Annotated in this window: 19 protein-coding genes and 2 riboswitches; of the genes, 5 read left to right on the plus strand and 14 right to left on the minus strand. The window is 69.3% G+C overall.

Features of this window, described 5'->3' with window-relative positions:
• The first annotated feature begins 77 nt into the window (after positions 1-77).
• Positions 78-365 (plus strand): WXG100 family type VII secretion target, encoded by a 288-nt coding sequence (locus ACTWLI_RS02965; protein WP_056739052.1) that lies wholly within the window; start codon positions 78-80, stop codon positions 363-365.
• A gap of 17 nt (positions 366-382) precedes the next feature.
• Here the strand turns inward: ACTWLI_RS02965 and ACTWLI_RS02970 are convergent, their stop codons facing one another.
• The 6 genes from ACTWLI_RS02970 to ACTWLI_RS02995 form a co-directional block, all read right to left on the minus strand.
• The gene (locus ACTWLI_RS02970; RefSeq protein ID WP_445155212.1) at positions 383-1387 is read right to left on the minus strand and encodes an RNase H family protein; all 1005 of its coding nucleotides are present in this window, start codon (positions 1385-1387) and stop codon (positions 383-385) included.
• A gap of 448 nt (positions 1388-1835) precedes the next feature.
• Positions 1836-3473: a chaperonin GroEL gene (groL, locus tag ACTWLI_RS02975; protein WP_056739055.1), complete on the minus strand. Its 1638-nt coding sequence runs from the start codon at positions 3471-3473 to the stop codon at positions 1836-1838.
• Between the two features lie 295 nt (positions 3474-3768).
• The gene (locus ACTWLI_RS02980) at positions 3769-5046 is read right to left on the minus strand and encodes an ABC transporter substrate-binding protein (RefSeq protein ID WP_445156108.1); all 1278 of its coding nucleotides are present in this window, start codon (positions 5044-5046) and stop codon (positions 3769-3771) included.
• A 65-nt stretch (positions 5047-5111) separates the two neighbouring features.
• Complete coding sequence (locus tag ACTWLI_RS02985) at positions 5112-5315, minus strand: cold-shock protein (protein ID WP_445155213.1); 204 nt, start codon at positions 5313-5315, stop codon at positions 5112-5114.
• A 167-nt stretch (positions 5316-5482) separates the two neighbouring features.
• Positions 5483-6106, minus strand: coding sequence for a LytR C-terminal domain-containing protein (locus ACTWLI_RS02990; protein ID WP_445155214.1), 624 nt, complete (start codon positions 6104-6106; stop codon positions 5483-5485).
• 92 nt (positions 6107-6198) lie between these two features.
• Positions 6199-6516, minus strand: a complete 318-nt coding sequence (locus ACTWLI_RS02995) for a DUF3263 domain-containing protein (RefSeq protein ID WP_445155215.1) — start codon at positions 6514-6516, stop codon at positions 6199-6201.
• Positions 6517-6630: 114 nt separating this feature from the next.
• On the opposite strand from ACTWLI_RS02995, the gene ACTWLI_RS03000 reads away from it, so the two are divergent.
• Together ACTWLI_RS03000 and ACTWLI_RS03005 are read left to right on the plus strand one after the other, a co-directional pair.
• Positions 6631-7422: a uracil-DNA glycosylase gene (locus ACTWLI_RS03000; RefSeq protein ID WP_445156109.1), complete on the plus strand. Its 792-nt coding sequence runs from the start codon at positions 6631-6633 to the stop codon at positions 7420-7422.
• Between the two features lie 26 nt (positions 7423-7448).
• A complete protein-coding gene (locus tag ACTWLI_RS03005) occupies positions 7449-8288 on the plus strand; it encodes a siderophore-interacting protein (RefSeq protein ID WP_445155216.1) in 840 nt (279 codons plus the stop codon).
• Between the two features lie 2 nt (positions 8289-8290).
• Here the strand turns inward: ACTWLI_RS03005 and ACTWLI_RS03010 are convergent, their stop codons facing one another.
• The gene (locus ACTWLI_RS03010) at positions 8291-9787 is read right to left on the minus strand and encodes a threonine/serine ThrE exporter family protein (RefSeq protein ID WP_445155217.1); all 1497 of its coding nucleotides are present in this window, start codon (positions 9785-9787) and stop codon (positions 8291-8293) included.
• Between the two features lie 33 nt (positions 9788-9820).
• Positions 9821-10894 (minus strand): lipid II:glycine glycyltransferase FemX, encoded by a 1074-nt coding sequence (locus tag ACTWLI_RS03015; protein ID WP_445155218.1) that lies wholly within the window; start codon positions 10892-10894, stop codon positions 9821-9823.
• Between the two features lie 97 nt (positions 10895-10991).
• Between ACTWLI_RS03015 and ACTWLI_RS03020 the strand changes: the two genes are divergently transcribed.
• The gene (locus ACTWLI_RS03020) at positions 10992-11546 is read left to right on the plus strand and encodes a TspO/MBR family protein (protein WP_445155219.1); all 555 of its coding nucleotides are present in this window, start codon (positions 10992-10994) and stop codon (positions 11544-11546) included.
• A 4-nt stretch (positions 11547-11550) separates the two neighbouring features.
• Here ACTWLI_RS03020 and ACTWLI_RS03025 read toward each other — a convergent pair whose 3' ends face one another.
• From ACTWLI_RS03025 to ACTWLI_RS03050, 6 genes are all read right to left on the minus strand, one after another.
• Positions 11551-12963, minus strand: a complete 1413-nt coding sequence (locus tag ACTWLI_RS03025) for an L-serine ammonia-lyase (protein WP_445155220.1) — start codon at positions 12961-12963, stop codon at positions 11551-11553.
• 337 nt (positions 12964-13300) lie between these two features.
• On the minus strand, positions 13301-14629 hold the full coding sequence (gene glyA / locus ACTWLI_RS03030; protein WP_445155221.1) for a serine hydroxymethyltransferase: 1329 nt from the start codon (positions 14627-14629) through the stop codon (positions 13301-13303).
• Positions 14626-15012 carry a glycine cleavage system protein GcvH gene (gcvH, locus tag ACTWLI_RS03035; protein ID WP_445155222.1) on the minus strand — a complete coding sequence of 129 codons (387 nt, stop codon included), beginning with the start codon at positions 15010-15012 and terminating at the stop codon, positions 14626-14628. The genes glyA and gcvH overlap by 4 nt, the downstream gene beginning before the upstream one ends.
• Positions 15013-15261: 249 nt before the next feature.
• Complete coding sequence (gene gcvT / locus ACTWLI_RS03040; RefSeq protein WP_445155223.1) at positions 15262-16410, minus strand: glycine cleavage system aminomethyltransferase GcvT; 1149 nt, start codon at positions 16408-16410, stop codon at positions 15262-15264.
• A 12-nt stretch (positions 16411-16422) separates the two neighbouring features.
• Positions 16423-19314, minus strand: coding sequence for an aminomethyl-transferring glycine dehydrogenase (gcvP, locus tag ACTWLI_RS03045; RefSeq protein ID WP_445155224.1), 2892 nt, complete (start codon positions 19312-19314; stop codon positions 16423-16425).
• A 39-nt stretch (positions 19315-19353) separates the two neighbouring features.
• Positions 19354-19472, minus strand: a riboswitch (glycine riboswitch).
• Position 19473: 1 nt separating this feature from the next.
• Positions 19474-19572: riboswitch (glycine riboswitch) on the minus strand.
• A gap of 356 nt (positions 19573-19928) precedes the next feature.
• Positions 19929-20468 carry a TetR/AcrR family transcriptional regulator gene (locus ACTWLI_RS03050; RefSeq protein WP_445155225.1) on the minus strand — a complete coding sequence of 180 codons (540 nt, stop codon included), beginning with the start codon at positions 20466-20468 and terminating at the stop codon, positions 19929-19931.
• 66 nt (positions 20469-20534) lie between these two features.
• On the opposite strand from ACTWLI_RS03050, the gene ACTWLI_RS03055 reads away from it, so the two are divergent.
• Entirely contained in the window at positions 20535-22100 is a 1566-nt protein-coding gene (locus ACTWLI_RS03055) for an MFS transporter (RefSeq protein ID WP_445155226.1), read from the plus strand.
• Positions 22101-22249: the final 149 nt, after the last annotated feature.

Below are 22249 nucleotides of genomic sequence, written 5' to 3' on the forward strand. Positions count from 1 at the left end.
ACCGGGCAGCCGGGGACCCCGGCCGGCGACGAACGCCGGCTCCCCGGCTGCCTGCAGGATCCCCGAAAGGCAATCCCGTGAGCATCATCTCCGTCGACACCGACCTGCTCCAGCTCAAGTCCGCCAACGTCCAGGCCACCGTCGACCGCATCAGCGCGGACGTCCAGGCCATGAAGCACGGGCTGGACGAGCTGCAGGCCAGCTGGCGCGGCTCGGCCGCCACCAACTTCCAGGCCCTGCTCGCCGAATGGTCGCTGACCCAGGCCAAGGTCGAGGCTTCGCTAGCCTCAATCAACCTGGCGCTCAACTCGGCCGCCGCCAACTACGCCCAGACCGAGCTCAGCAACGCCCAGCGTTTCAGCTAGGCGCGCTACGAGGCTCCCTAGGCCTCCGGGGTGCCCTGATGGAAGCGCAGGCGCCACTGGGCGCCGTCCAGGACCCAGAGGGAGCTGTGCAGCACCGCCCCGGCCCGGGTGTGGGTGCGGTAGGTCAGCAGCACGGAGCTGTCGCCGACGCGGTCGGCGGACAGGAGCTCCAGTTCGGCAGGGCTTCCGGGGTTTCCCTCCAGCGCCATCAGCATCTCGTCGCGGGACCAGAAGCGTCCCGAGCTGCCGATCTCGGTGAAGTCCGGGTGCAGCAGCACCGAGGTGCGGCCCAGGTCGGAGCGGGTCCCGGGGAGCAGCAGTTCGCGCTCCAGGGCCTCCACGATCAATTCGGGCAGTTCATCCGCCCCGGCGGGCTGCGGCAGCGCCTCGTCCTCGAGTTCACTGAACAGGTCAGGTTCGGCCAGGAGTGACGTCCCCCCGAACAGGGTGGGCGCCGCCGCCGGCTGTCGGGCGTCGGAGCGAGTCGGCCGGGCCGCTGCCGCCGACATCACGGGCTGGGGAGCGTGGCCCGCAGCGGGCGCCGCAGGGTCGCCGGCGCGGACAAAGCCGGGGCCTTGCCGGACAGCCACACCTTGCTGATAGGCGGTGGCGGCGGCCCGGGCACGGTCGTCCGCTGCCTCGTTGAGGTCATGGCCGGCATGGCCGCGGACCCACTCGAAGGTGTACCTGCGCCCCGCAAGTGCCTGGTCGATGTCCTTGAGCAGGTCGACGTTGAGCACCGGCTTGCCATCGGATTTCCGCCAGCCTTTACGCTTCCACCCCGGCATCCACTTCGTCACCGAGTTGATGACGTACTGGCTGTCGCACAGGATGTGCAGATCCTCGTCCGGCAGGTGGGCCGTGGCGCGGAAGAGGTCCAGGACCGCCATGAGCTCACCCTGGTTGTTGGTCCCGTGCGGCCATCCGCCGGCCCGCCAGCAGTCGTCATTCACGTACCAGGCCCAACCGGCCGGGCCTGGGTTTCCTAAAGCCGAACCGTCGGCTGCTGCTCTAATCGTCACTTCACTATCCTGCCAGACCCCGCCACCCAACGCTCCCTCACATCCGGCCCCCTCCCACCCAACGCTCCCTCAGATCCGGCGCCCGCCCACCCAACGCTCCCTCAGATCCGGCCCCCTCCCGCCCAACGCTCCCTCAGATCCGGCGCCCGCCCACCCAACGCTCCCTCAGATCCGGCGCCCTCCCCCCCAACTCTCACTCACCTCCGCCGCAAACCTGAGGGAGCGTCCACTCAACCCCGACCAAACCTGAGGGAGCGTCCCCTCAACCCCGACCAGACCTGAGGGAGCGTCCACTCAAACGCCGTCAGACCTGAGGGAGCGTTTGGGTTGGAGGCGGGGTTAAATGCCGGCGGCGGCCCCACCCGCAGGTGGGACCGCCGCCGTCGTCGAACTGGCCGTCGCTGACGGAACCGTCAGCTCAGGAGTTCAGGGCTTGGTAGCCGGGTGGTTAGAAACCGCCCATGCCGCCCATGCCGCCCATGTCGTCGCCGCCGCCCATCGGGGCACCGGCCTTCTCGGGCTTGTCGGCCACAACGGCCTCGGTGGTGAGGAACAGGCCGGCGATCGAGGCCGCGTTCTGCAGGGCAGAGCGGGTGACCTTGACCGGGTCGTTGATGCCGGCGGCCAGCAGGTCGACGTACTCGCCGGTGGCTGCGTTCAGGCCGTGGCCTGCGGACAGGCCGCGGACCTTGTCGACCACGACGCCCGGCTCGAGGCCGGCGTTGAAGGCGATCTGCTTCAGCGGGGCATCGATGGCGACGCGGACGATGTTCGCACCGGTGGCTTCGTCGCCTGCGAGCTGCAGGTTGGCGAAAGCCTTGGCGCCGGCCTGGATCAGGGCCACGCCACCGCCGGCGACGATGCCCTCTTCCACAGCAGCCTTGGCGTTGCGGACGGCGTCCTCAATGCGGTGCTTGCGCTCCTTGAGCTCGACCTCGGTTGCGGCACCGGCCTTGATGACTGCAACGCCGCCGGCCAGCTTGGCCAGGCGCTCCTGCAGCTTCTCGCGGTCGTAGTCGGAATCGGAGTTCTCGATCTCGGCACGGATCTGGGAGACGCGGCCGGCGATCTGGTCGGCGTCGCCTGCACCCTCGACGATGGTGGTCTCATCCTTGGTGACAACGACCTTGCGGGCCTTGCCGAGGAGTTCGAGGCCGGCGGTCTCAAGCTTGAGGCCGACTTCCTCGGAGATGACCTGGCCGCCGGTGAGGATGGCGATGTCGGCCAGCTGCGCCTTGCGGCGGTCGCCGAAGCCCGGGGCCTTGACGGCGACGGACTTGAAGGTGCCGCGGATCTTGTTGACGATCAGGGTGGCCAGGGCCTCGCCCTCGATGTCCTCGGCGATGATCAGCAGCGGCTTGTTGGACTGCATGACCTTCTCGAGGACCGCAACCAGTTCCTTGACGTTGGAGATCTTGGAGTTGACGATCAGGATGTACGGGTCCTCGAGGACCGTTTCCTGGCGCTCTGCGTCGGTGACGAAGTAGGCGGAGATGTAGCCCTTGTCGAAGCGCATGCCCTCGGTGAGTTCCAGCTCGAGGCCGAAGGTGTTCGACTCCTCGACGGTGATGACGCCTTCCTTGCCGACCTTGTCCAGGGCTTCAGCAATCAGCGCGCCGATTTCGTTGTCGCCGGCGGAGATGGACGCGGTGGCGGCGATCTCTTCCTTGGTCTCGATTTCCTTGGCGGAGGCCAGGAGCTCGCGGGTGACCGCGTCAACGGCCTTCTCGATGCCGCGCTTGAGGGACAGCGGGTCAGCGCCGGCCGCGACGTTGCGCAGGCCTTCCTTGACGAGGGCCTGGGCCAGCACGGTGGCCGTGGTGGTGCCGTCACCGGCGACGTCGTCGGTCTTCTTGGCGACTTCCTTGACCAGCTCGGCGCCGATCTTCTCGTACGGGTCGTCCAGTTCGATCTCCTTGGCGATGGAAACACCATCGTTGGTGATCGTGGGGGCGCCCCACTTCTTTTCGAGGACGACGTTGCGTCCACGCGGGCCGAGGGTGACCTTGACGGCGTCGGCGAGGATGTTCAGGCCCCGCTCAAGACCGCGGCGTGCCTCTTCATCAAATGCAATGATCTTGGCCATAACGGCAGTAGTCCTTTCGGGACAGTCGTTAAGAATGAACCGTGGCTTTGGTGCCCGCGACGGACGATCCCTGCCCGGCAGCCTCTGTACGCCGCCGGGCCGGGGATCTCACCCCAGCCAGGTATTTCTTCGCTCCCGGCCCCTTCCGCCGCCCCGCCGCCGCCGGCGAAACCGGGCGTCGTCTTAGCAGTCAGTACTCGGGAGTGCTAAGTCAATAATTAGCACTCCCCCGGGGAGAGTGCAAGCAGTGGCCGGCGCGGGGGCGGCCCTGCCGGGCGCGCTTCGCTAGGAGCGATCAGGAAGCGCTGCTGCGGGCGGTTTCCGCGCCCGTCATCTTGGCCGAATTGTCCGGGCCGAACGTGTAGATCATGTACGCGGCAGCGGTGACGTCGCCGTTGCTGTCGAAGTTGACCGGGCCGGACTCGCCGTCGTAGTCGGGCCGCTTGTCCCGGCGCAGGACGTCCAGGCACTCCTGGTAGCCCTTGCAGGCCAGCGTTTCCCCGGAATCACCGCCGCCGTTAGGGACCGATCCGCCGGAGACGGCGAGAAGCTTCGAGGCGATGGAAGCCCCGGCGTCGTCCTGGGCCGCCGCGGCCGCGATCGCGGCCAGGTTCACGGCGTCATAGGTCTCCGCCGCGTAGGCCATGTCCTTGAGCCCGGGGTCGACGGCCACGAGTTCGGCCTGGAAGTGCGCCGAGGGGAAAGTCCCGGGCAGGAGACCCCGGGCGCCGTCCAGGGCTTTCGACCCGAGGCCGGCACCGTACTGGTTGACGGCCCCGTCGCTGAGGATCAGTTTCGACCCGGCCAGGCCGGCGTTGTTGAGTTCGGCGATCGCGCCCTGGGCCCCGCCGCGGGCCACGAGCACGACGGCGTCCGGGGCGGCTTGCTTGGCGGTCGCGGCAGCCTGCTGCGCCTGGCCGGGTTTGAACTCGGCGTCCACCGAGGTGCCCAGTCCGGCGGCCTTGGCGGCCGCCGACACGGCGACGGAGACGTCCTTGCCGTAGTCGCCTTCCTCGTGCACCACGGCTATCGTCTTCGCGCCGCCGTCCTTGGCCAGCTTGACCAGGACCGAGGCCTGGGCGATGTCCGCCGCGGCGGTGCGGAAGTAGTAGCCGCCGCTCTTGTAGCTCGTGAGCCCCGGGGCGGTGTTGGCCGGGGAAATGACCGCCACCTTGGCCCGTGCCAGCACGTCGATGGCGTCCGCTGCGCGGCTGGAGTCGGTGGGTCCGATCACGACGTCGGCCTTGGCCGCCACGAGATCCCGTGCCCGGGCGCCGGTGTCGGTGCCGATGGCCTCCGGCAGGAGCTCCACCGGCTTGCCCTTGTGCCCGCCGGCGGCGTTGATTTCCTTGACCGCGAGCTTCGCCGCCGCCAGCTGGGATGCGTTGAGGAAGTCCTGGTTTCCGGTGTTGTCCAGGATGAGGCCGATGCGCAGGATGCCGTCCCCGCTGGCATCCACTGTCGCCACCCGGGCGTTGCCGGCCGGGCCTGCGCACGCGGCCAGCGACGCTCCGGCCAGGAGCGCGACGACGGCGGCTGCCGCGGCACGCGCCGGACGGCGGCCTGCGGCCAGGCCGCGGGCGGCCCCGCGCGCCCTGGCGCCGGCTGGCTCGCGGGACGGTACTGCTGCGAGCGGCACTAGGCGGGCCTGACGTTCTCGGCCTGCGGACCCTTGTCCCCTTCGCCGACTTCCAGCTCCACGCGCTGGCCCTCGGCCAGGGAGCGGTAGCCGTCGGCGACGATGGCTGACCAGTGCACGAAGACGTCGGCGCCGGAGCTGTCGACGGTGATGAAGCCGTAGCCCTTCTCGGCGTTAAACCACTTGACGGTCCCCAGTGCCATGTTTTCCACGCTTTCAGCTAGCTTGCTCCCGGACCACCCCACTGTGGCCCGGGGTTGCGGAACGAAGTCCGCAGCCACTCTAACCGGCGCCCACGGTCCGGGCGCCGGCGTCGGCGCCGATCCGCCGCGAAAGTTATTCACGCGTAACCGGGCACCGTACCGCGGCGTTACTGGAAGCCGGGGCCGAGCACGACGACCAGCGGCATCTGGAACTCCGCCGAATCCACCACGGTGCCGATCCCGAGCAGGGCCGCCAGCGCTTCGGCGTTAGCCTTCTGCGCCGGACCGCTGTAGTACACGACGGAGGTCTGCTGCGGTGCGCCGCCCCAGTTGGCTACCGGGCCTGCGGCCCAGCCGTCCGCGGTGACGGTGGACCCGACGCGGCCGGCGAGGCCCGGCGTCGTGGTTCCGTTGTAGATCGCCACGGGCTGGGTCTTGTCGACGCCGGCTTCCGGTGAAGCGGTTGGCGTCGTGGCCGTTGGCTTGGGGCTGGCGGTGGGGCTGTTGCTCGCCGTCGGGCCGCTGCTCGCGGTCGCGCCCGCGGTGGGCGCCTGGGATGCGGTGGCGTTGCTGGCGGCCTGGTCAACGGCGACGGCGGCGGGGCCGGAGCCGGCGAAACCCAGTTTGGGCAGCAGGAGGAAGGCGAACAGACCGATCGCCAGGGCCACGGCTCCCACCGCGAGGATGGGGCCCAGGCGGCGCGTTCCGGCCGCCGCGACGGCCCGGTGGACCCCCTGGCGCGTGGAGGTCTCCGGGACCCGATCGAATTCGTCCCGAGCGTATTTGGTCATGGTAAAACGACGTCCTTGCTGATTTTCTGGCTGGGGTCCGACGCCGGACTCCGCGCGGATTTTCCGCGCTTCCGGCCGGACCTGACGCGTGTCTACGCGTCCGAGCCCAAACGGCGTGCAGTACGGGCACGTTGTCGTGACGTACGTAGTCTACGCAATCTCTTCACGAGCATGGGATCGTGGGCCAGCGCCGCCTCGGTGTCGATCAGCGCGTTCAGGAGCTGGTAGTAGTGCGTGGCGGAGAGGTCGAAAAGCTCCCGGATCGCCTGTTCCTTGGCGCCGGCGTACTTCCACCACTGGCGTTCCAGGGCCAGCATCTGCCGGTCCCGGCTGCTCAGCGGCGAGTCGGCCGCGTCCGTCTGCGCTGCGGCGTCCTCCGCCGGCAGGTACTCGGATGCTGCTTCAGCCACTGCCGCTCCCCCGTTTATGCCAATAGGTCCGCGTTGTATTTTACGGCTGAATAACAGGCTTGTCATTTGCCGGTCCGCGCCGGCGGCCCGCGGGCCTGCGAGAATGGGACGGTGCTGGACCCCTACGACACCGATGCGCTCTTCTCCCTCGCCCCCGGACCCGGCGGCCCGGAAGGGACGGCGTCGACAGATTTTGCGGCCATGGCTGCAGCGCCGTTGGAGGACCTCGTGGCGCCGGATTGGGCCGTGGTCCTGGCGCCGGTGGAGGCGCAGCTGCGCTCGGCCCTGCGGTTCTGTGCCGACGAGGCCGCGGCCGGCCACGCCGTGCTGCCAGCGGCTTCCAGCGTGCTGCGGGCCTTCCGGCAGCCGTTCTCCGAGGTGCGGGTCCTCGTAGTCGGGCAGGATCCCTACCCCACCCCGGGGCATGCGATCGGACTGGCCTTCGCTGTGGACGGCACGACCCGGCCCATCCCGCGCAGCCTCGCCAACATCTACAAGGAACTGGAGGCGGATCTGGGGCTACCGGCGCGGGTCCACGGGGACCTGGGCCGCTGGGCCGAGCAGGGGGTGCTCCTGCTCAACCGGGTCCTCAGCGTGCGGGCCGGCGCCGCCGGTTCGCACCGCAAAAAGGGCTGGGAGGACGTGACCGCCGCCGCCATCACGGCCCTGGCCGACCGGCGCAACGAGGACGGCAGGCCAGTGCCGCTGGTGGCGATTCTCTGGGGCAAGGACGCCGAAGGGGTACGGCCGCTGCTGGGCCAGACCGCCGTGCTCGCCAGCGCCCACCCCAGTCCGCTCTCCGCTGCCCGCGGCTTCTTCGGTTCCCGGCCCTTCAGCCGCGCCAACGAACTGCTCACCGAGCAGGGCGACGGCGCCGTCGATTGGGAACTGCAGCCGCTGCCCTGACCGGTTTCTTGGCTAGGCTTGGCTGCATGACTTCCGTTCCCGCCGCCACCTCCGCCAACCGGAACTCCCGGCCGCAGACTACCCTCACGGTCCTGCGCCGCGAGCAGCTGTCCCCGCATATGGTCCGGATCGTGGCCGGCGGACCCGGCTTCGCGAGCTACGTCAACAATGCCTACGTCGACCGGTACATCAAGATCGCCTTCCCGCAGCCGGGCATCGACTACCCGCAGCCGCTGGATCTGTGGGCCGTGCGCGAATCCCATCCCCGCGACCAGTGGCCCCACACCCGGACCTACACCGTCCGCTGGGTGGACGAAGACGCCGCGGAGCTCGCCATCGATTTCGTCATCCACGGCGACGAGGGACTCGCCGGCCCGTGGGCCGCCTCCGCCCGGCCCGGGGACGAGCTCATCTTCACCGGCCCCGGCGGCGGCTACAACCCCGACCGGACGGCCGACTGGCACCTCTTCGCGGGCGACGAGTCGGCCCTGCCGGCCATCGGCGCGGTCCTTGAAGCGCTCCCGGCGGACGCCCGCGGACTGGCCTTCCTTGAAGTGGACAGCGAGGCGGACATCCTGCCGCTTGAGGCGCCTGCCGGCGTCGAACTCCGCTGGCTCCTGCGGCGGGGTGCCCCGGCGGGCGGGGCGGACCTGCTGCCGGAGGCGGTCCGGACGGCATCGTGGCCCGACGGCAGGGTGTCCGTCTTCGCCCATGGGGAACGCGGCTACATGAAGGCCCTGCGGCAGGTGTTCTTCGCCGAGCGCGGTCTCGAACGCGGACAGGTCTCCCTGTCCGGATACTGGGCGCGCGGCCGCGTGGAGGACGACTTCCAGGCCGAGAAGAAACTCCCGATCGGAAAGATCTAGGCCTAGCGGCGCCGTGCCCGGCGCCGCTCGTTGCTGGCCAGGCTGCGGGTCAGCGGCCGGGCGAGCGTGTCGCCCAGGACAATGCCGGCGGCCACTCCGAGGACGATCGCACCGGCGCTGAGCATGCCGCCGGCGCCCATCAGGATCTCCGATTCCTCGATCGTCAAAACATACATCGACCGGAATATGGTCAGGCCCGGCAGCAGGATCAGCGCCGCGGGCACGGCGACCACCAGCTGCGGGGCGCCCATCCGCAGCGCCACGACGCGGGCCAGCAGGCCGATCACGACGGCGGCCACGGCCGGTGCGAAGCGGGGCCCGATGCCGACGGCGGTGCCCCCGATCAGGGCCAGGTGGCCCACCACGCCGACGGCCGCCGTCGGAAGCAGCAGCTTGGGCGAGGTCTGCTCGGTGACGCCGATCGCGACGACGGCGATGGCCACCAGCGGAACGAGCAGCCACAACGGATACCGGGGCGGGAATGTTTCCGTGACGTCGATGGACTGCATCCCCGTCATCGCGCCGACGACGAAGCCGACGGCGATCCCGGCGACGAGCGCGCCGAAGGTGAGCATGGTGGAGAGGAACCGGCCGGCGGCGGTCACCGGGAAGCCGTTGATCGCATCCTGCACGGAGGAGACGAGCCGTCCGGTGGGCAGCAGCAGCAGGATGCCGCCGACCACGACGATGGCGGGCGCGATATGGATTCCCAGTGGGTCGCCGAACCGCCACAGCAGCAGGGCGACGAGGGTGACCACGAACGAACAGGCGGCCGTGATGAAGAAGTCCGGGGTGCGCCAGCGGCCCAGCTGCCGGGCGAGCAGGCTGACCAGCAGGTTGGACAGGAACGCGATCCCGGAGGCGGCCAGGCCGCCGCCGAGCACGCCGACGAACACGGCGGAGAACACGCCGAAGGCCACCGTGACCATCCAGCGCGGGAACGGCTTCGCGCTGTGGGTGATGTCTTCGAGCCGGCGTACCGCTTCCTCGCGGCCGACCCCGCCGGCGACGATGTCCGTAACCAGCTGATGGACTTCGGCAAGGCCGGCGTAGTTGTTGGTCCAGGACCGCACCACGCGCAGCAGCGAGATGGGCGTCTGATCCTTGGGGGCGTAGTTGATGGCCACCGACTGGTTGGTGATGTCCACCTCGATGTTCTTCAGCCCCAGCGCCGCGGTGATCGCGATGATGCTGGTTTCGACCTCAAGGGCGCCGGCACCGTACCGGAACATCGCTTCGGCGAGCTTCAGGGCGAAGTCGATCGTTTTGCGGGCGGAGGCATCCACGCCGCCGACCTGGATCATCGGGTTGGCGTAGGGGCTTCCGGCGAGGCGGTCCACGATGCTCAGCGGCGCGGTCGGGGGATTCTCGCCCTGGACGAGCCGGCGGAGCATGCGTTTCGCTGCGACGTTCTGGCGGACCTGCAGCGGGGACATCGGCTGGGTCCGGGGCAGACCGTCGGTGTGGGGCCCGCGGCGGCCGTCGGGTGGGTTTGTCATTCCGGCCTCCTCACAAATCTGGCTGGCGGGCGTCTAGTAGAACTGCTGGCCCGTGCGCCGCGTGTACAGCTGGCGGGCGACCCGCTCCCCCGCGGCCGTCCAGGCCTTGTACTTCAGCGGGCTGAGCACCTGGTCGTAGCATCCGACGAAGTCGGTCACGGTCTTGCTGAAGCTGGTCTTGAACAGGCCCAGCCCGTGGAACGGGTTGGAGGTGTCCTTCAGCTTGTCGCTGGGCGGGGTGCCGCAGAAGTCGTACTCGGTGCACCCCAGTTCCTTGAGCTGGTTGATGGCGGTCCACTGCACCAGGTGCGAGTCACCGTACTGGCTGCGCTTCTGCAGCGAACCGCCGTCCTTGTAGGTGCCCTTGCGGCCGTAGTTGATGACGAACGCCCCGACCGACGGGACACCGTTTTCGTAGACAAAGAGGAGCCGGCCCTGGCCGCGGTCGAGGAAGTTGGTCCAGAACTGCCGGTAGTACTCGTACTCCCGGACCCGGACCTGCGACTTGGCCTCCACGGTGGTCGTCATCAGCGCGTACATGGCGCGGAAGTTCTCTTCGGTGGGCTCGGCGTTGTGGACTTCGACGCCCTCGCGGATGGCGCGGCGGACGGCATTGCGGCCGCGCGAGTGCAGGTTGCGCAGCAGCTGGTTCTCCTGCGGGGAGATGTCCAGCAACGCGGTCGAGTCGTTGGGCTGCAGGTTGGGGGTCTTCACCAGGCCCGCGCCTTCGAGGACCCGGCGTGCGTCGTCGGAGAGCACGATGTCGGGTTCGATCTTGATCGCGAAAACGCCCAGCCGGGAGCGTTTGACGAACTCGGCGTTGGCGGCCGCGATGCCCGGAATGTCGTCGACCGAGGCGACGTCGGGGCCCTTGATCAGGTACCAGAGCTTGCCCAGGAGTGGGAAGGACTTTTCCAGGACGAGGTTGTAGCTGGTGTAGTCGGCCGTTTCGTAGACCAGGTGCAGGGGCTTCCAGCCGAAGTGTTGCTTGACCTCGGCGAAGGCTTCGGATTGCAGCAGGTTCCCGCCGTTGGGGTTTGCGGTGACGTGGGCATCCCAGTTGGCGACCTCTTCGGCGGAGGCAAAGCGGGCAGTGAATTCTCGCAAGGGTGCGGTATCCAATCTTCGCGGAACAAGCTTCGGCGGCATGGCTGGCATGCAGCCTCAAGTCTATCGGGCGGCCGGGACGGTTAAGCTGGATGCCATGCACGCGCAGCAGGAACCGCCAGCCCGTCCCCTGGATCCCCGAGGGAAGGAGGCGGCCGCTCCCGGCCGCGGCGCCCAGGCCGTGGCCCTGCTGGTGCTGCTGGCCGCGTCGGCGCTGGTCGCGGCCCTCGGCGGGCTGGCAACCGGCAGCAACGTCGACGGCTGGTACGCCGCCGCGGACAAGGCGCCGTGGACCCCGCCGAACTGGGTCTTTGGGCCGGTCTGGACCATCCTGTACATCGCGATGGCCGTCGCCGCGTGGCTGGTCTGGCGCCGCCGGGCCGCCGGCACCCGGGCGGCCCTCACGGTGTACGCCGTCCAGCTGGTGCTGAACCTGCTGTGGACGCCGGCGTTCTTCGGCTTGTACCCGGCGTGGGGCACCCCCGCGCTGTGGGCTGCATTCGCCATTATCGTCGCGCTGGCGGTGGCCGTGGCTGTCACGGTGCTGCGGTTTGGTCCGATCAGCCGGGCCGCCGGACTGCTGATGCTGCCCTACCTGACCTGGGTGGTGTTCGCGTCGTCCCTGAACCTGTGGGCGGCGCTGCACAACTAGGGAATCAGCACTCCACGACGTTGACGGCAAGGCCGCCCATGGCGGTTTCCTTGTATTTGGAGGACATGTCTTTGCCGGTTTCGCGCATGGTGATGATGACTTCGTCGAGGGAGACCCGGTGGGAGCCGTCACCCCAGAGGGCCATTTTGGCGGCGTTGATCGCTTTGGCCGCGGCGATCGCGTTCCGTTCGATGCAGGGGATCTGGACGAGCCCGCCGATCGGATCGCAGGTCAGGCCGAGGTTGTGTTCCATCGCGATTTCCGCGGCGTTTTCGACCTGCGCGGGGGTCCCGCCGAGGACTTCGGCGAGCCCGGCGGCGGCCATCGAGGACGCGGAGCCGACCTCGCCCTGGCAGCCGACCTCGGCGCCGGAGATCGAGGCCTGTTCCTTGTAGAGGACCCCGACGGCGGCGGCAGCGAGCAGGAACTTGATCACCGTCTCGTCCCGGTCGGCCTGGGTGGCTTGGTCCATGCCGGGGGCGAAGTGCAGGGCGTAGTACAGCACGGCCGGGATGATCCCGGCGGCGCCGTTGGTCGGTGCGGTCACGACCCGGCCGCCGGAGGCGTTTTCCTCGTTCACGGCCAGGGCAATGAGGTTGACCCATTCCTGCCAGTATTTCGGGTCCCGGTAGTCCGGGTCTTCCTTGCAGCTTTCCTTCATCAGCCGCTCGTGCCAGTCCGGGGCGCGGCGGCGGACCTTCAGCCCGCCCGGCAGCAGGCCCTCGCGTTTGAGCGAGGTCTGAACGCATTCGGCCATCACCGCGTAGATGTGCAGCAGCCCGGCGCGGATCTCGTCCTCGGTCCGGGCGGCGCGTTCGTTGACCAGCATGATGTCGCTGATCGACAGGCCCGTCGCCCTGCAGTGTTCGAGCAGTTCCGCCGCGGTGCGGAACGGCAGGGGCAGCTCCTCGATGGACTCGTCGAGTTCCTTCAGCGCCGCGTCCTCCTCGCCCTCGCGGACGATGAAGCCGCCGCCGACGGAAAAGAACGTCGCAGCGTGCAGGACCGTGCCGCCGTCGTCCGCGACGGTGAACGTCATCCCGTTGGTGTGCCGGGGCAGCACCGTCAGCGGGCGCAGCACCATGTCCTTCACCCCGTACGGCAGGGGCACGGCCCCGGCAAGGTTCAGGACACCGGTCTCCGCGATCGCGGCCAACCGTTCCTCGACCTCCGCGGGCAGGATCGTCTCCGGGTGGAAGCCCTCCAGGCCCAGCAGGATCGCCGTCATCGTCCCGTGCCCGTGCCCGGTCGCAGCCAGCGACCCATAGAGATCAACCCGCAGCGAGGCCACCGCCCCCAGGTTGCCGGAAGCTTTGAGTTCCTCGGCGAAGACCGCGGCGGCCCGCATGGGGCCCACGGTGTGCGAGCTGGACGGCCCAATTCCGATGGAAAAAAGGTCGAAGACTCCAACAGCCATTCCTGAATCCTAACTAGACACTGCTTCTTGAGCGTTTGGGTGGCGGTCGGCCGGTTGGTGGCGGTTGGGCGAGCTCCTCCGCGTGCTCGGTCGGCGCCGCCCGCTGAGCGGACGTCGCACTCCCTTAGACGCACGCTTCCGGACCCCGCCCAACCGCCGTTTGCCCGTCACCCGAGCGCGTGGCCCCTGTGCGCCGCCTTGGTGCGACGATGCACGAGGGGCCGGCGGAGCCGGGCTTTTCGAAAGCGTGCGTCTAAGCGAGGAACGAGCGAGCACGCGTGAAAAGTCCGGTCCGCCGGTCCCGGAGCCAGCCCGGGAAGGACCGGCCACAGGTCGGTCAGGCTAGGTTAGCAACCGAAGGGTAGAGCGGGTGGGCGGCGGCGAGGGCCTGGACGCGGTCGCGGAGTCCGGTCAGGTCCGCGCCGGCGTCGGCGGTCAACGCTTCGGCGATGATGTCCGCGACTTCGGTGAAGGCGGCCTCGCCGAACCCGCGGGTGGCCAGGGCCGGGGTGCCGATCCGCAGCCCGGAGGTGACCATCGGCGGGCGCGGGTCGAACGGGACGGCGTTGCGGTTGACCGTGATGTCGATCGCGGCAAGCCGGTCCTCGGCTTCCTGGCCGTTGAGCTCGCAGTCCCGCAGGTCCACGAGGACCAGGTGCACGTCGGTCCCGCCGGAGACCACGCTGATGCCCTTGGCCGTCACATCGTCCTGGACCAGGCGCTCGGCGAGGATCCGGGCGCCGGCCAGGACGCGCTCCTGGCGTTCCTTGAACTCCGCCGAGGCGGCGACCTTGAACGCCACGGCCTTGCCCGCGATGACGTGCTCCAGCGGGCCGCCCTGCTGGCCCGGGAACACGGCCGAGTTGATCTTCTTGGCGATGTCCGCGTCGTTGGAAAGGATGATCCCGCCGCGCGGACCGGCGAGGGTCTTGTGCGTCGTGGAGGTCGTCACGTGCGCGTGCGGGACCGGGGAGGGGTGCAGCCCGGCCGCGACGAGCCCGGCGAAGTGCGCCATGTCCACCATCAGGTACGCACCGACCGAGTCGGCGATCCGGCGGAACTCCGCGAAGTCCAGCTGCCGGGCGTACGCGGACCAGCCGGCCACGATCAGCTGCGGTTTGTGTTCCTGGGCGAGGCGTTCGACCTCGACCATGTCGATCCGGTGGTCATCCTCGCGGACCTGGTACGGGATGACGTTGTAGAGCCGGCCGGAGAAGTTGATCTTCATGCCGTGCGTCAGGTGCCCGCCGTGGGCCAGGTTCAGGCCCATGATGGTGTCGCCCGGGCGGATCAGGGCGTGCATGACCGAGGCGTTCGCCTGCGCACCGGAGTGCGGCTGGACGTTCGCGTATTCGGCGCCGAACAGGGCCTTGACCCGGTCGATCGCGAGCTGCTCGATCACGTCGACGTGTTCGCAGCCGCCGTAGTAGCGCTTGCCCGGGTAGCCCTCGGCGTACTTGTTCGTCAGCACCGAGCCCTGCGCCTGCATAACAGCGCGGGCGGTGTGGTTCTCCGAGGCGATCATCTCGAGGCCGTCGCGCTGGCGGCCCAGTTCCGCGTCGATCTGCACGGCGATCTCCGGATCCAGGGCGTACAGGTCAGCGTCCAGCGACGGGGACACAACCTGCTCGAACGCCGTGCCGGCGGCCGTCGTCGAGCCGGTCACAGTTCGCCGCCGTTCTTGGAGGCGTAATCCTGGGCGGAAAGCAGCGGACCCTCGGATACGGCGGCCACCTTGAACAGCCAGCCGGCGCCGTAGGGGTCGCTGTTGATCAGTGCCGGATCGGACACGACGGCGTCGTTGATCTCGGTGACCTCGCCCGTGACCGGGGCGTAGAGATCCGAAACGGACTTCGTCGACTCGACCTCGCCGCAGGTCTCGCCCGCGGTCACCGCGGAGCCGACCTCGGGCAGGTCAACGTAAACGATGTCACCCAGCGCGTCCGTGGCGACCGCCGAGATGCCGATGGACACGACGTCGGTGCCGTCCTCCCGGGCAACCCACTCATGCTCGTCGGAGTACTGAAGTTCGGGAGCTACTTTTGCCATGAAATTTCCTAAGTTTTAGAGGGTTAAAATCTGGAGCGATCCAAGAGGGGCCCGCAATCGAGGGGCGGCCGTCGGCCGTTTTCGAAAGCGTGCGTCTAAGCGGGGGCCCACGCCGTCAGGGTTCCCTGGCCGAGCTTGCGAGGCTAGGGAGACGGTGGGGAGAACGAGCGAGCACGCGTGAAAACTGTGGCTGGCCGGCGCCGGGCCGCAGGTGCCGCGCCCAAGCCGGGTGCGAGCACCACGAGAGGGTTACTTTTGGCGCTTGTAGAACGGCAGGGCGACGACCTCGAACGGTTCGGGCTTGCCGCGGAGATCGATGTCCAGGGCGGTGCCGGGTTCGGTGAAGGCGACGTCGACGTAGGCCATCGCGACCGGGTAGCCCAGGGTCGGGGACGGCTGGCCGGAGGTGACCTCGCCGACGACGTTGCCGTCCTTGAGGACCGGGTAGTGGCCGCGGCCGGCCCGGCGCCCGAGGCCCTTGAGCCCGACGAGCCTGCGTCCGGTGCTGGTGCCGGCGCCGGCTTCCTTCTTCGCGGCCAGGGCGGCCTTTCCGACGAAGTCGCCATCCTTGGACAGCGCGACGACGGGGCCCAGCCCGGCAGCGAACGGGTCGCCCTCGAGGGAGAGCTCGTTGCCGTAGAGCGGCATACCGGCCTCAAGGCGCAGCGAGTCGCGGGAGGCGAGCCCGGCGGGGGTCAGCTCGCCGTCCTCGGCGATGGCGATGAGCGCCTGCCAGAGGGCGGCGGCGTCCTCGTTGGCCACGAAGATTTCGAAGCCGTCTTCCCCGGTGTAGCCGGTGCGGGCCAGGAGGAGGTCCCTGCCGGCGCCGCCCACCATGAACGGAACCTCGACGGCGGCGTAGTACTTCAGGCCGGTGACCAGGTCGTGCTGGGCAGCGGGAACCAGACGGAGCAGGATGGCCTCCGCTTTCGGGCCCTGGACCGCGACCAGCGAGATCTCGGCGGAAGCGTCCTGAACCGTGACGTCGTAGTTTGCAGCCCGCGCGGCCAGCTCCGCGGCGACGACCTTGGCGTTGCCGGCGTTGGGGACCACGAGGAACTTGTCGGTGCCGTCGGCCGCCGCCGGGCGCCGGTAGGTGATGAGGTCGTCGATGATGCCGCCGTCCTCGTTGCAGATCAGCGAGTACTTGGCCTTGCCGACTGCCATGGCAGAGATCTTGCCGACGAGGGCGTAGTCGAGGAAGGCGGCGGCGTCCGGGCCGGTGACCCAGACTTCGCCCATGTGGGAGAGGTCGAACAGGCCCGCGGCGGTCCGGACGGCGTGGTGTTCGGCGAGCTCCGAGCCGTACTTGAGCGGCATCTGCCAGCCGCCGAAGTCCGTGAAGGAGGCGCCGAGCTTTTTGTGCTCTTCGTAGAGCGCGGTGTAGTTCTCAGTCATCGTTGGCTGTCCTTAGTTGGCGGAGTCTGCGGAGTCGTCGGAGTGATCTTCGAAGGCTTCGAGGGGAGGGCAGGAGCAGATCAGGTTCCGGTCGCCGGCGGCGCCGTCGATCCGGCCGACCGGCGGGAAGTACTTGTCCTGCCTGAGCGTGTGCACGGGGAAGACAGCCTGTTCGCGGGGGTAGGCGCGCTCCCAGTCGGTGCTGATCACGGCGGCCGCGGTGTGCGGGGCGTTGCGCAGCGGGCTGTGCTCCACGGTGAAGTCGCCGTGTGCCACCTGGTCGATTTCCTTGCGGATGGTGATCATCGCCGTGATGAACCGGTCGATCTCGCCGAGGTCTTCGGACTCGGTGGGCTCGACCATCAGGGTCCCGGCCACCGGGAACGCCAGGGTCGGGGCGTGGAAGCCGTAGTCGATCAGGCGCTTGGCGACGTCCTCGGCGGTCACCCCGGTCTTGGCGGTGAGTTCGCGCAGGTCCAGGATGCACTCGTGCGCCACGAGCCCGCCCTCACCGGTGTAGAGCACCGGGAAGTGGTCGTTGAGGCGGGCCGCGATGTAGTTCGCCGCGAGCAGCGCGGACTTGGTGGCCTCGGTCAGGCCCTGCCCGCCCATCAGCTTCACGTAAGCCCAGGAAATCGGCAGCACACCGGCCGAGCCGTAGCGGGAGGCGGAGATCGGGGTGCCCTCGGCGCCGTTGGCCGGGTCGGCCGCGTTGCCGGGCATGAACGGGGCCAGGTGCGCCTTGGCCGCGACCGGGCCCACGCCCGGTCCGCCGCCGCCGTGCGGGATGCAGAAGGTCTTGTGCAGGTTCAGGTGCGAGACGTCGCCGCCGAACTGGCCGGGCTGGGCGAGGCCGACGAGGGCGTTGAGGTTCGCACCGTCGATGTAGACCTGGCCGCCGGCGGCATGGATGGCGTCGCAGACCTCGCGGACGTCGGCGTCGTACACGCCGTGCGTGGACGGGTAGGTGATCATGATCGCCGACAGGGCGTCCTTGTGCTGCTCGATCTTGGCGGTGAGGTCCGCGTGGTCGATCGTGCCGTCGGAGGCGGTGGCCACGACGACGACCTTCATCCCGGCCAGGACCGCGGAGGCGGCGTTGGTGCCGTGCGCGGAAGCCGGGATCAGGCAGATGTTGCGCTGCTCATCGCCCCGGGAGCGGTGGTAGCCGCGGATGGCCAGCAGGCCCGCGAGTTCGCCCTGGGAGCCGGCGTTGGGCTGGATGGAGACCTGGTCGTAGCCGGTGATTTCGGTCAGGTCCGCTTCGAGGCCCTCGATCAGTTCGCGCCAGCCGGCGGTCTGCGCCTCGGGTGCGAAGGGGTGGATGGAGGCGAATTCCGGCCAGGAGATGGCTTCCATCTCGGCCGTGGCGTTCAGCTTCATGGTGCAGGACCCCAGCGGGATCATGGTCCGGTCCAGGGCCAGGTCCCGGTCCGAAAGGCGGCGGATGTACCGCAGCAGCTGGGTCTCGGAGCGGTGGGTGTTGAAGACCGGGTGCTGCAGGTAGTCCGAGGTGCGTTCGACGGCGGTGTCCAGGGCGAAGCCTTCAGAAGTGTCGGTGACGCTCGCACCGAAGGCGGCGACGACGTCGGCGACGATAGCCGGCGTCGTGGCTTCGTCGGCGGAGATGCCGACAGTGTCGGCGTCGATGGCGCGCAGGTTGATGCCCTTGGCGTCGGCAGCGGCGATGATCTCGGCGGCCTTGCCCGGGACGGACACGGTCACGGTGTCGAAGAACGAGGTGTGCAGGACCGACAGGCCGGCTGCCTTCAGTGAGGCGGCAATGGTCCGGGCGTGCCCGTGGACGGTCTCGGCGATAGCCTTCAGGCCGTCCGGCCCGTGGTAGACGGCGTAGAACGAGGCGACGATCGCCAGGAGCGCCTGGGCGGTGCAGATGTTGGAGGTGGCCTTCTCGCGGCGGATGTGCTGCTCGCGGGTCTGCAGCGCCAGCCGGTAAGCCGGGAGCCCGGCGTTGTCCTTGGACACACCGACGAGGCGGCCGGGCATGGAGCGTTCCAGGCCCTTCTGCACGGCCATGTACGCGGCGTGCGGGCCGCCGAAGAAAAGCGGAACGCCGAAGCGCTGGGCGGAGCCGACGGCGATGTCGGCGCCCTGTTCGCCCGGGGAGGTGATCAGGGTCAGGGAGAGCAGGTCCGCGGCGACGGTGACGAGCGCGCCGCGTTCCTTCGCGTCCGCGATGACGGCGGAGTGGTCGAAGACCCGGCCTGAGGCGCCGGGCTGCTGCAGCACGACGCCGTTGATGGCGCCGTCGGGCAGGCCCTTGGACAGATCGGCGACCTCGACCTCGAAGCCGAGGGCTTCGGCGCGGCCCTTGACGATCGCGATGGTCTGCGGGAGGCAATCGGCGTCGAGGACGGTCTTGCCGTCGTGGGCCGTCTTGTTCTTGTTGGCCCGGCGCATCATCAGCACGGCCTCGGCGACGGCAGTGGCTTCGTCCAGCAGCGAGGCGTTGGCGATGGGCAGGCCGACGAGGTCCTGGACCATGGTCTGGAAGTTCAGCAGTGCCTCGAGCCGGCCCTGGGAGATTTCGGGCTGGTAGGGGGTGTACGCGGTGTACCAGGCCGGGGCTTCGAGGATGTTGCGGCGGATGACGGCGGGCGTGACGGTGTCGTAGTAGCCCTGGCCGATCATCTGCACGGCGGTCTTGTTCTTGGCGGCCAGCTTGCGCAGCTCGGCGAGCACTTCGACTTCGCTCAGGGCCGCGGCGAGCGCGAGGTCGGAGTCCTGCCGGATGTCCTTCGGGACGGCGGTATCCACCAGAGCGTCGACGGTGTCGTAGCCGACAGCCTTCAGCATGGTGTCGACGTCGGCCTGGCGGCGGGCGCCGATGTGCCGGTCGACGAAGGACGTGGAGGCTGAGGTAACAGTCACAAGGAACTCCATAACTAAGGCGGCGCAGGGTACGCCACATTGATTCGGGTTCCTCCCCGCTCTGTATTGGACCTGAGAGTTTCCGCGCAGCCGCTTTTGTGGGGCTCCGCTTGCACCGTCGGTGAGCACGGCATGTCCTCGAGGGACGGGCCTGCTGCTTTCCAGAGTTGCCTTGCCGCGGCGGTACATGGGCCTGAGAGATTCCTGGGGAGGGTTTGCTCCTACGGCGCCTGCGTGTACCTAATGGCAGGGCTCTCCCGCCGCAGATCAGAGGCTATTCAATTGCTCGTGACCACAGTCACAACCTCCATTGTCCTATGCCGGAGGCGCGTCCGCAAACCCCACTTCTCCAGCGCAGCCTCTCCGCCCCCAGACCCCGCCGCCCCCTCCGACGCTCCCTCACTTCCGGCGCGAATTTCCGGGACGCTCCCTCACCTTCGGCACGTTTTTCCGGGACGCTCCCACGTCCGGCGCTTTTTTCGAAACGCCCCCTCACGGGATGGGCGGAGGGTCCCCCGGAAGAGCACCGGATCTGCGGGAGGGTCCCCCGAAAGGGCACCGGACCTGAGGGAGCGTCCGCCGAAAGGGCACCGGACCTGAGGGAGGTGCTGCGGGACGGGAGGGGGTTAGTTGCGCAGGCGCTCGACGGCGGCGAGCAGGTCCTCGACGCCGCCGGCGAGTTCCGGGGCCGCGCCGCCGGGGCCGCGGTCGAGCATGGCGTTGAAGTAGAGCCCGTCCCCCATGTAGAGCACCGGTCGGGCCATGGCCGGTCCGACGTCGGCCGCCAGCAGCGCCAGCCAGCTCGCCTGGACCCCGGCCATCCGACGCAGGGTTTCAGCATGGGCGACCTCGGCCAGCCGGGTGGCGGCCACGAAGACACGGTCAAGCGGGGTATCCGCCCAGACCGAGGAGCGGATGAAGTAGGCCGCAGCCCCCTCGGGCGCGGCGGCCATCGCGGCGAGGTCTTCGGCCAGGAGCCGGTCGAGGCGCTCCAGGAGCACCGCGATCATCGCTTCCTTGTTCGGGAAGTGGTAGAGCAGGCCGCCCTTGGATACCCCGGCGCGGGCGGCCACAGCATCCAGCGTCGCGGCGCGCTCCCCCTCGGCGATGAGCAGCGCTTCGAAGGCATCGAGGACCGCCTCGCGGGCTACCGGTTTTCTGGCCATGGCTTCCATCATGCCTTCCCGCGGTCGAACTTCTTAACTGTACCGTCCAGACGGTACAGTTATTTTATGAGCAGTGCACCCCTGACCTCACCCCTCCGGTCCGCCAGCCCTCCCCGGGCACCATGGCGTGACTGGCTGGCGCTCTCGCTGCTGATGTTTCCAGTGCTCCTGGTCGCAGTAGACAACACCGCCCTAACTTTCGCCCTGCCCGCGATCGCCCGCAGCCTGGACGCCACCGGAGTGCAGCTGCTGTGGATCGTGGATGCCTACCCGCTGGTGCTGGCCGGGCTGCTGGTGGCGATGGGCAGCCTGGGCGACCGGATTGGTCGGCGCCGGCTGCTCTTTATCGGCAGCACCGGCTTCGCGGCCGTCTCGGCGGTGACGGCATTCGCCCCGGCCGCCGAATGGCTGATCGCCGGGCGGGCGGGGCTGGGCTTCTTCGGCGCCATGTTGATGCCTTCAACCCTTTCCCTGATCCGGAACATCTTTCCCCAGCCCAACCGGCGGCGGCTCGCGGTGGCGATCTGGGCGGCGGGCTTCTCCGGCGGCGCCGCGCTCGGGCCGATCTTCGGCGGCTGGCTCGTGGAGCACCTCTGGTGGGGCGCGGTCCTGCTGGTGGCGGTGCCGATCATTCTGCCGCTGCTGGTCCTGGGTCCCGCACTGATCCCGGAGTCCCGGGATCCGAACCCTGGCAAGGTGGATGCGCCCAGCATTGTTCTGTCCCTGCTGGCCATGGTGCCCGCCGTCTACGGCATCAAGCTGCTGGCCACCCATGGCGTGGCACCGGAGCCGCTGCTTGCCCTGGCCGCAGGCCTGACAGCGGGATACGCGTTCGTCCGCCGCCAGCGGGCGCTGGCCGCCTCGTCTTCCTTCACTCCCCTGCTGGACCTGAGCCTGTTCGCCAACCCCGTGTTCAGCACCGCCATCACGGCCAACGTCCTGGCCCTGTTCTCCTACAACGGCTTCATCCTGTTCCTCGCCCAACACCTGCAACTGCTTGAGGGACAGAGCCCCTCGGAGTCCGGGCTGGCAATGGTCCCGGCCCTGGTGGCCACGGTCGTTGCGGGCCTGCTCGTGGTGCCGCTGGTACGCCGGGTCCGGCCGGGGTTCGTCGTGGCGGGCGGCCTGCTCCTGAGCGCGGCCGGCTATGCCGTCGTTGCGCTGGGCGACCACAGCGGCGGCCCCGGCCTGCTGCTGGCTGCCCTGCTGGTGCTGTGCCTGGGCGTCGGTGCGGCCGAGACGATTTCCAACGACCTGATCCTGGGCGCGGCGCCGGCGGCGAAATCCGGTGCGGCATCCGCCATTTCGGAAACGGGCTACGAGGTCGGCTCCCTGCTCGGCACCGCGATTCTGGGCTCGATCCTGACCGCGTCCTACCAGCGCAACCTGCAGCTTCCCGCCGGGCTGGCCGGAGCGCCGTCGAACGCCACGGCCCAGGCCGGCGAAACCCTCGCCGGCGCCTCCGAACTGGCCCAGGCCCTGCCGGCCCCGCTGGCAGAGGCGGTAAAGACCGCCGCCCGCGCCGCCTTCGACTCGGGCGTGCACATCACCGCCGCGATCGCCCTGGCCCTGATGGCCGGCGCCGCGGTGCTGGCCGGCGTCGTCCTGCGCAAGGTGCCGACGGCGTCCTGACCCACCGCCGCCGACCGCGGCGGGGACTTCGTGGACGCCGCCCGCGGCCGCGGCGGGACTTCGTGGACGCCGCCGCCGACCGCGGCGGGCCGAAGCCGTCAAGGCTTAACGACAAACGTCCGGCGCCGGGAAAACCCCGGCGCCGGACG

It is taken from the genome of Arthrobacter sp. Hor0625, assembly GCF_052567525.1.

What these genes read in the sequence shown, in the direction of transcription:
- gcvT (WP_445155223.1), bottom strand. Translation starts at nt 16,410, where the DNA reads ATGACTGAGAACTACACCGCGCTCTACGAAGAGCACAAAAAGCTCGGC.
- gcvP (WP_445155224.1), bottom strand. Translation starts at nt 19,314, where the DNA reads ATGGAGTTCCTTGTGACTGTTACCTCAGCCTCCACGTCCTTCGTCGAC.
- ACTWLI_RS03050 (WP_445155225.1), bottom strand. Translation starts at nt 20,468, where the DNA reads ATGGCCAGAAAACCGGTAGCCCGCGAGGCGGTCCTCGATGCCTTCGAA.
- ACTWLI_RS02990 (WP_445155214.1), bottom strand. Translation starts at nt 6,106, where the DNA reads ATGACCAAATACGCTCGGGACGAATTCGATCGGGTCCCGGAGACCTCC.
- ACTWLI_RS03025 (WP_445155220.1), bottom strand. Translation starts at nt 12,963, where the DNA reads ATGGCTGTTGGAGTCTTCGACCTTTTTTCCATCGGAATTGGGCCGTCC.
- ACTWLI_RS03005 (WP_445155216.1), top strand. Translation starts at nt 7,449, where the DNA reads ATGACTTCCGTTCCCGCCGCCACCTCCGCCAACCGGAACTCCCGGCCG.
- gcvH (WP_445155222.1), bottom strand. Translation starts at nt 15,012, where the DNA reads ATGGCAAAAGTAGCTCCCGAACTTCAGTACTCCGACGAGCATGAGTGG.
- groL (WP_056739055.1), bottom strand. Translation starts at nt 3,473, where the DNA reads ATGGCCAAGATCATTGCATTTGATGAAGAGGCACGCCGCGGTCTTGAG.
- ACTWLI_RS03010 (WP_445155217.1), bottom strand. Translation starts at nt 9,787, where the DNA reads ATGACAAACCCACCCGACGGCCGCCGCGGGCCCCACACCGACGGTCTG.
- ACTWLI_RS03055 (WP_445155226.1), top strand. Translation starts at nt 20,535, where the DNA reads ATGAGCAGTGCACCCCTGACCTCACCCCTCCGGTCCGCCAGCCCTCCC.
- ACTWLI_RS02985 (WP_445155213.1), bottom strand. Translation starts at nt 5,315, where the DNA reads ATGGCACTGGGGACCGTCAAGTGGTTTAACGCCGAGAAGGGCTACGGC.
- ACTWLI_RS03020 (WP_445155219.1), top strand. Translation starts at nt 10,992, where the DNA reads ATGCACGCGCAGCAGGAACCGCCAGCCCGTCCCCTGGATCCCCGAGGG.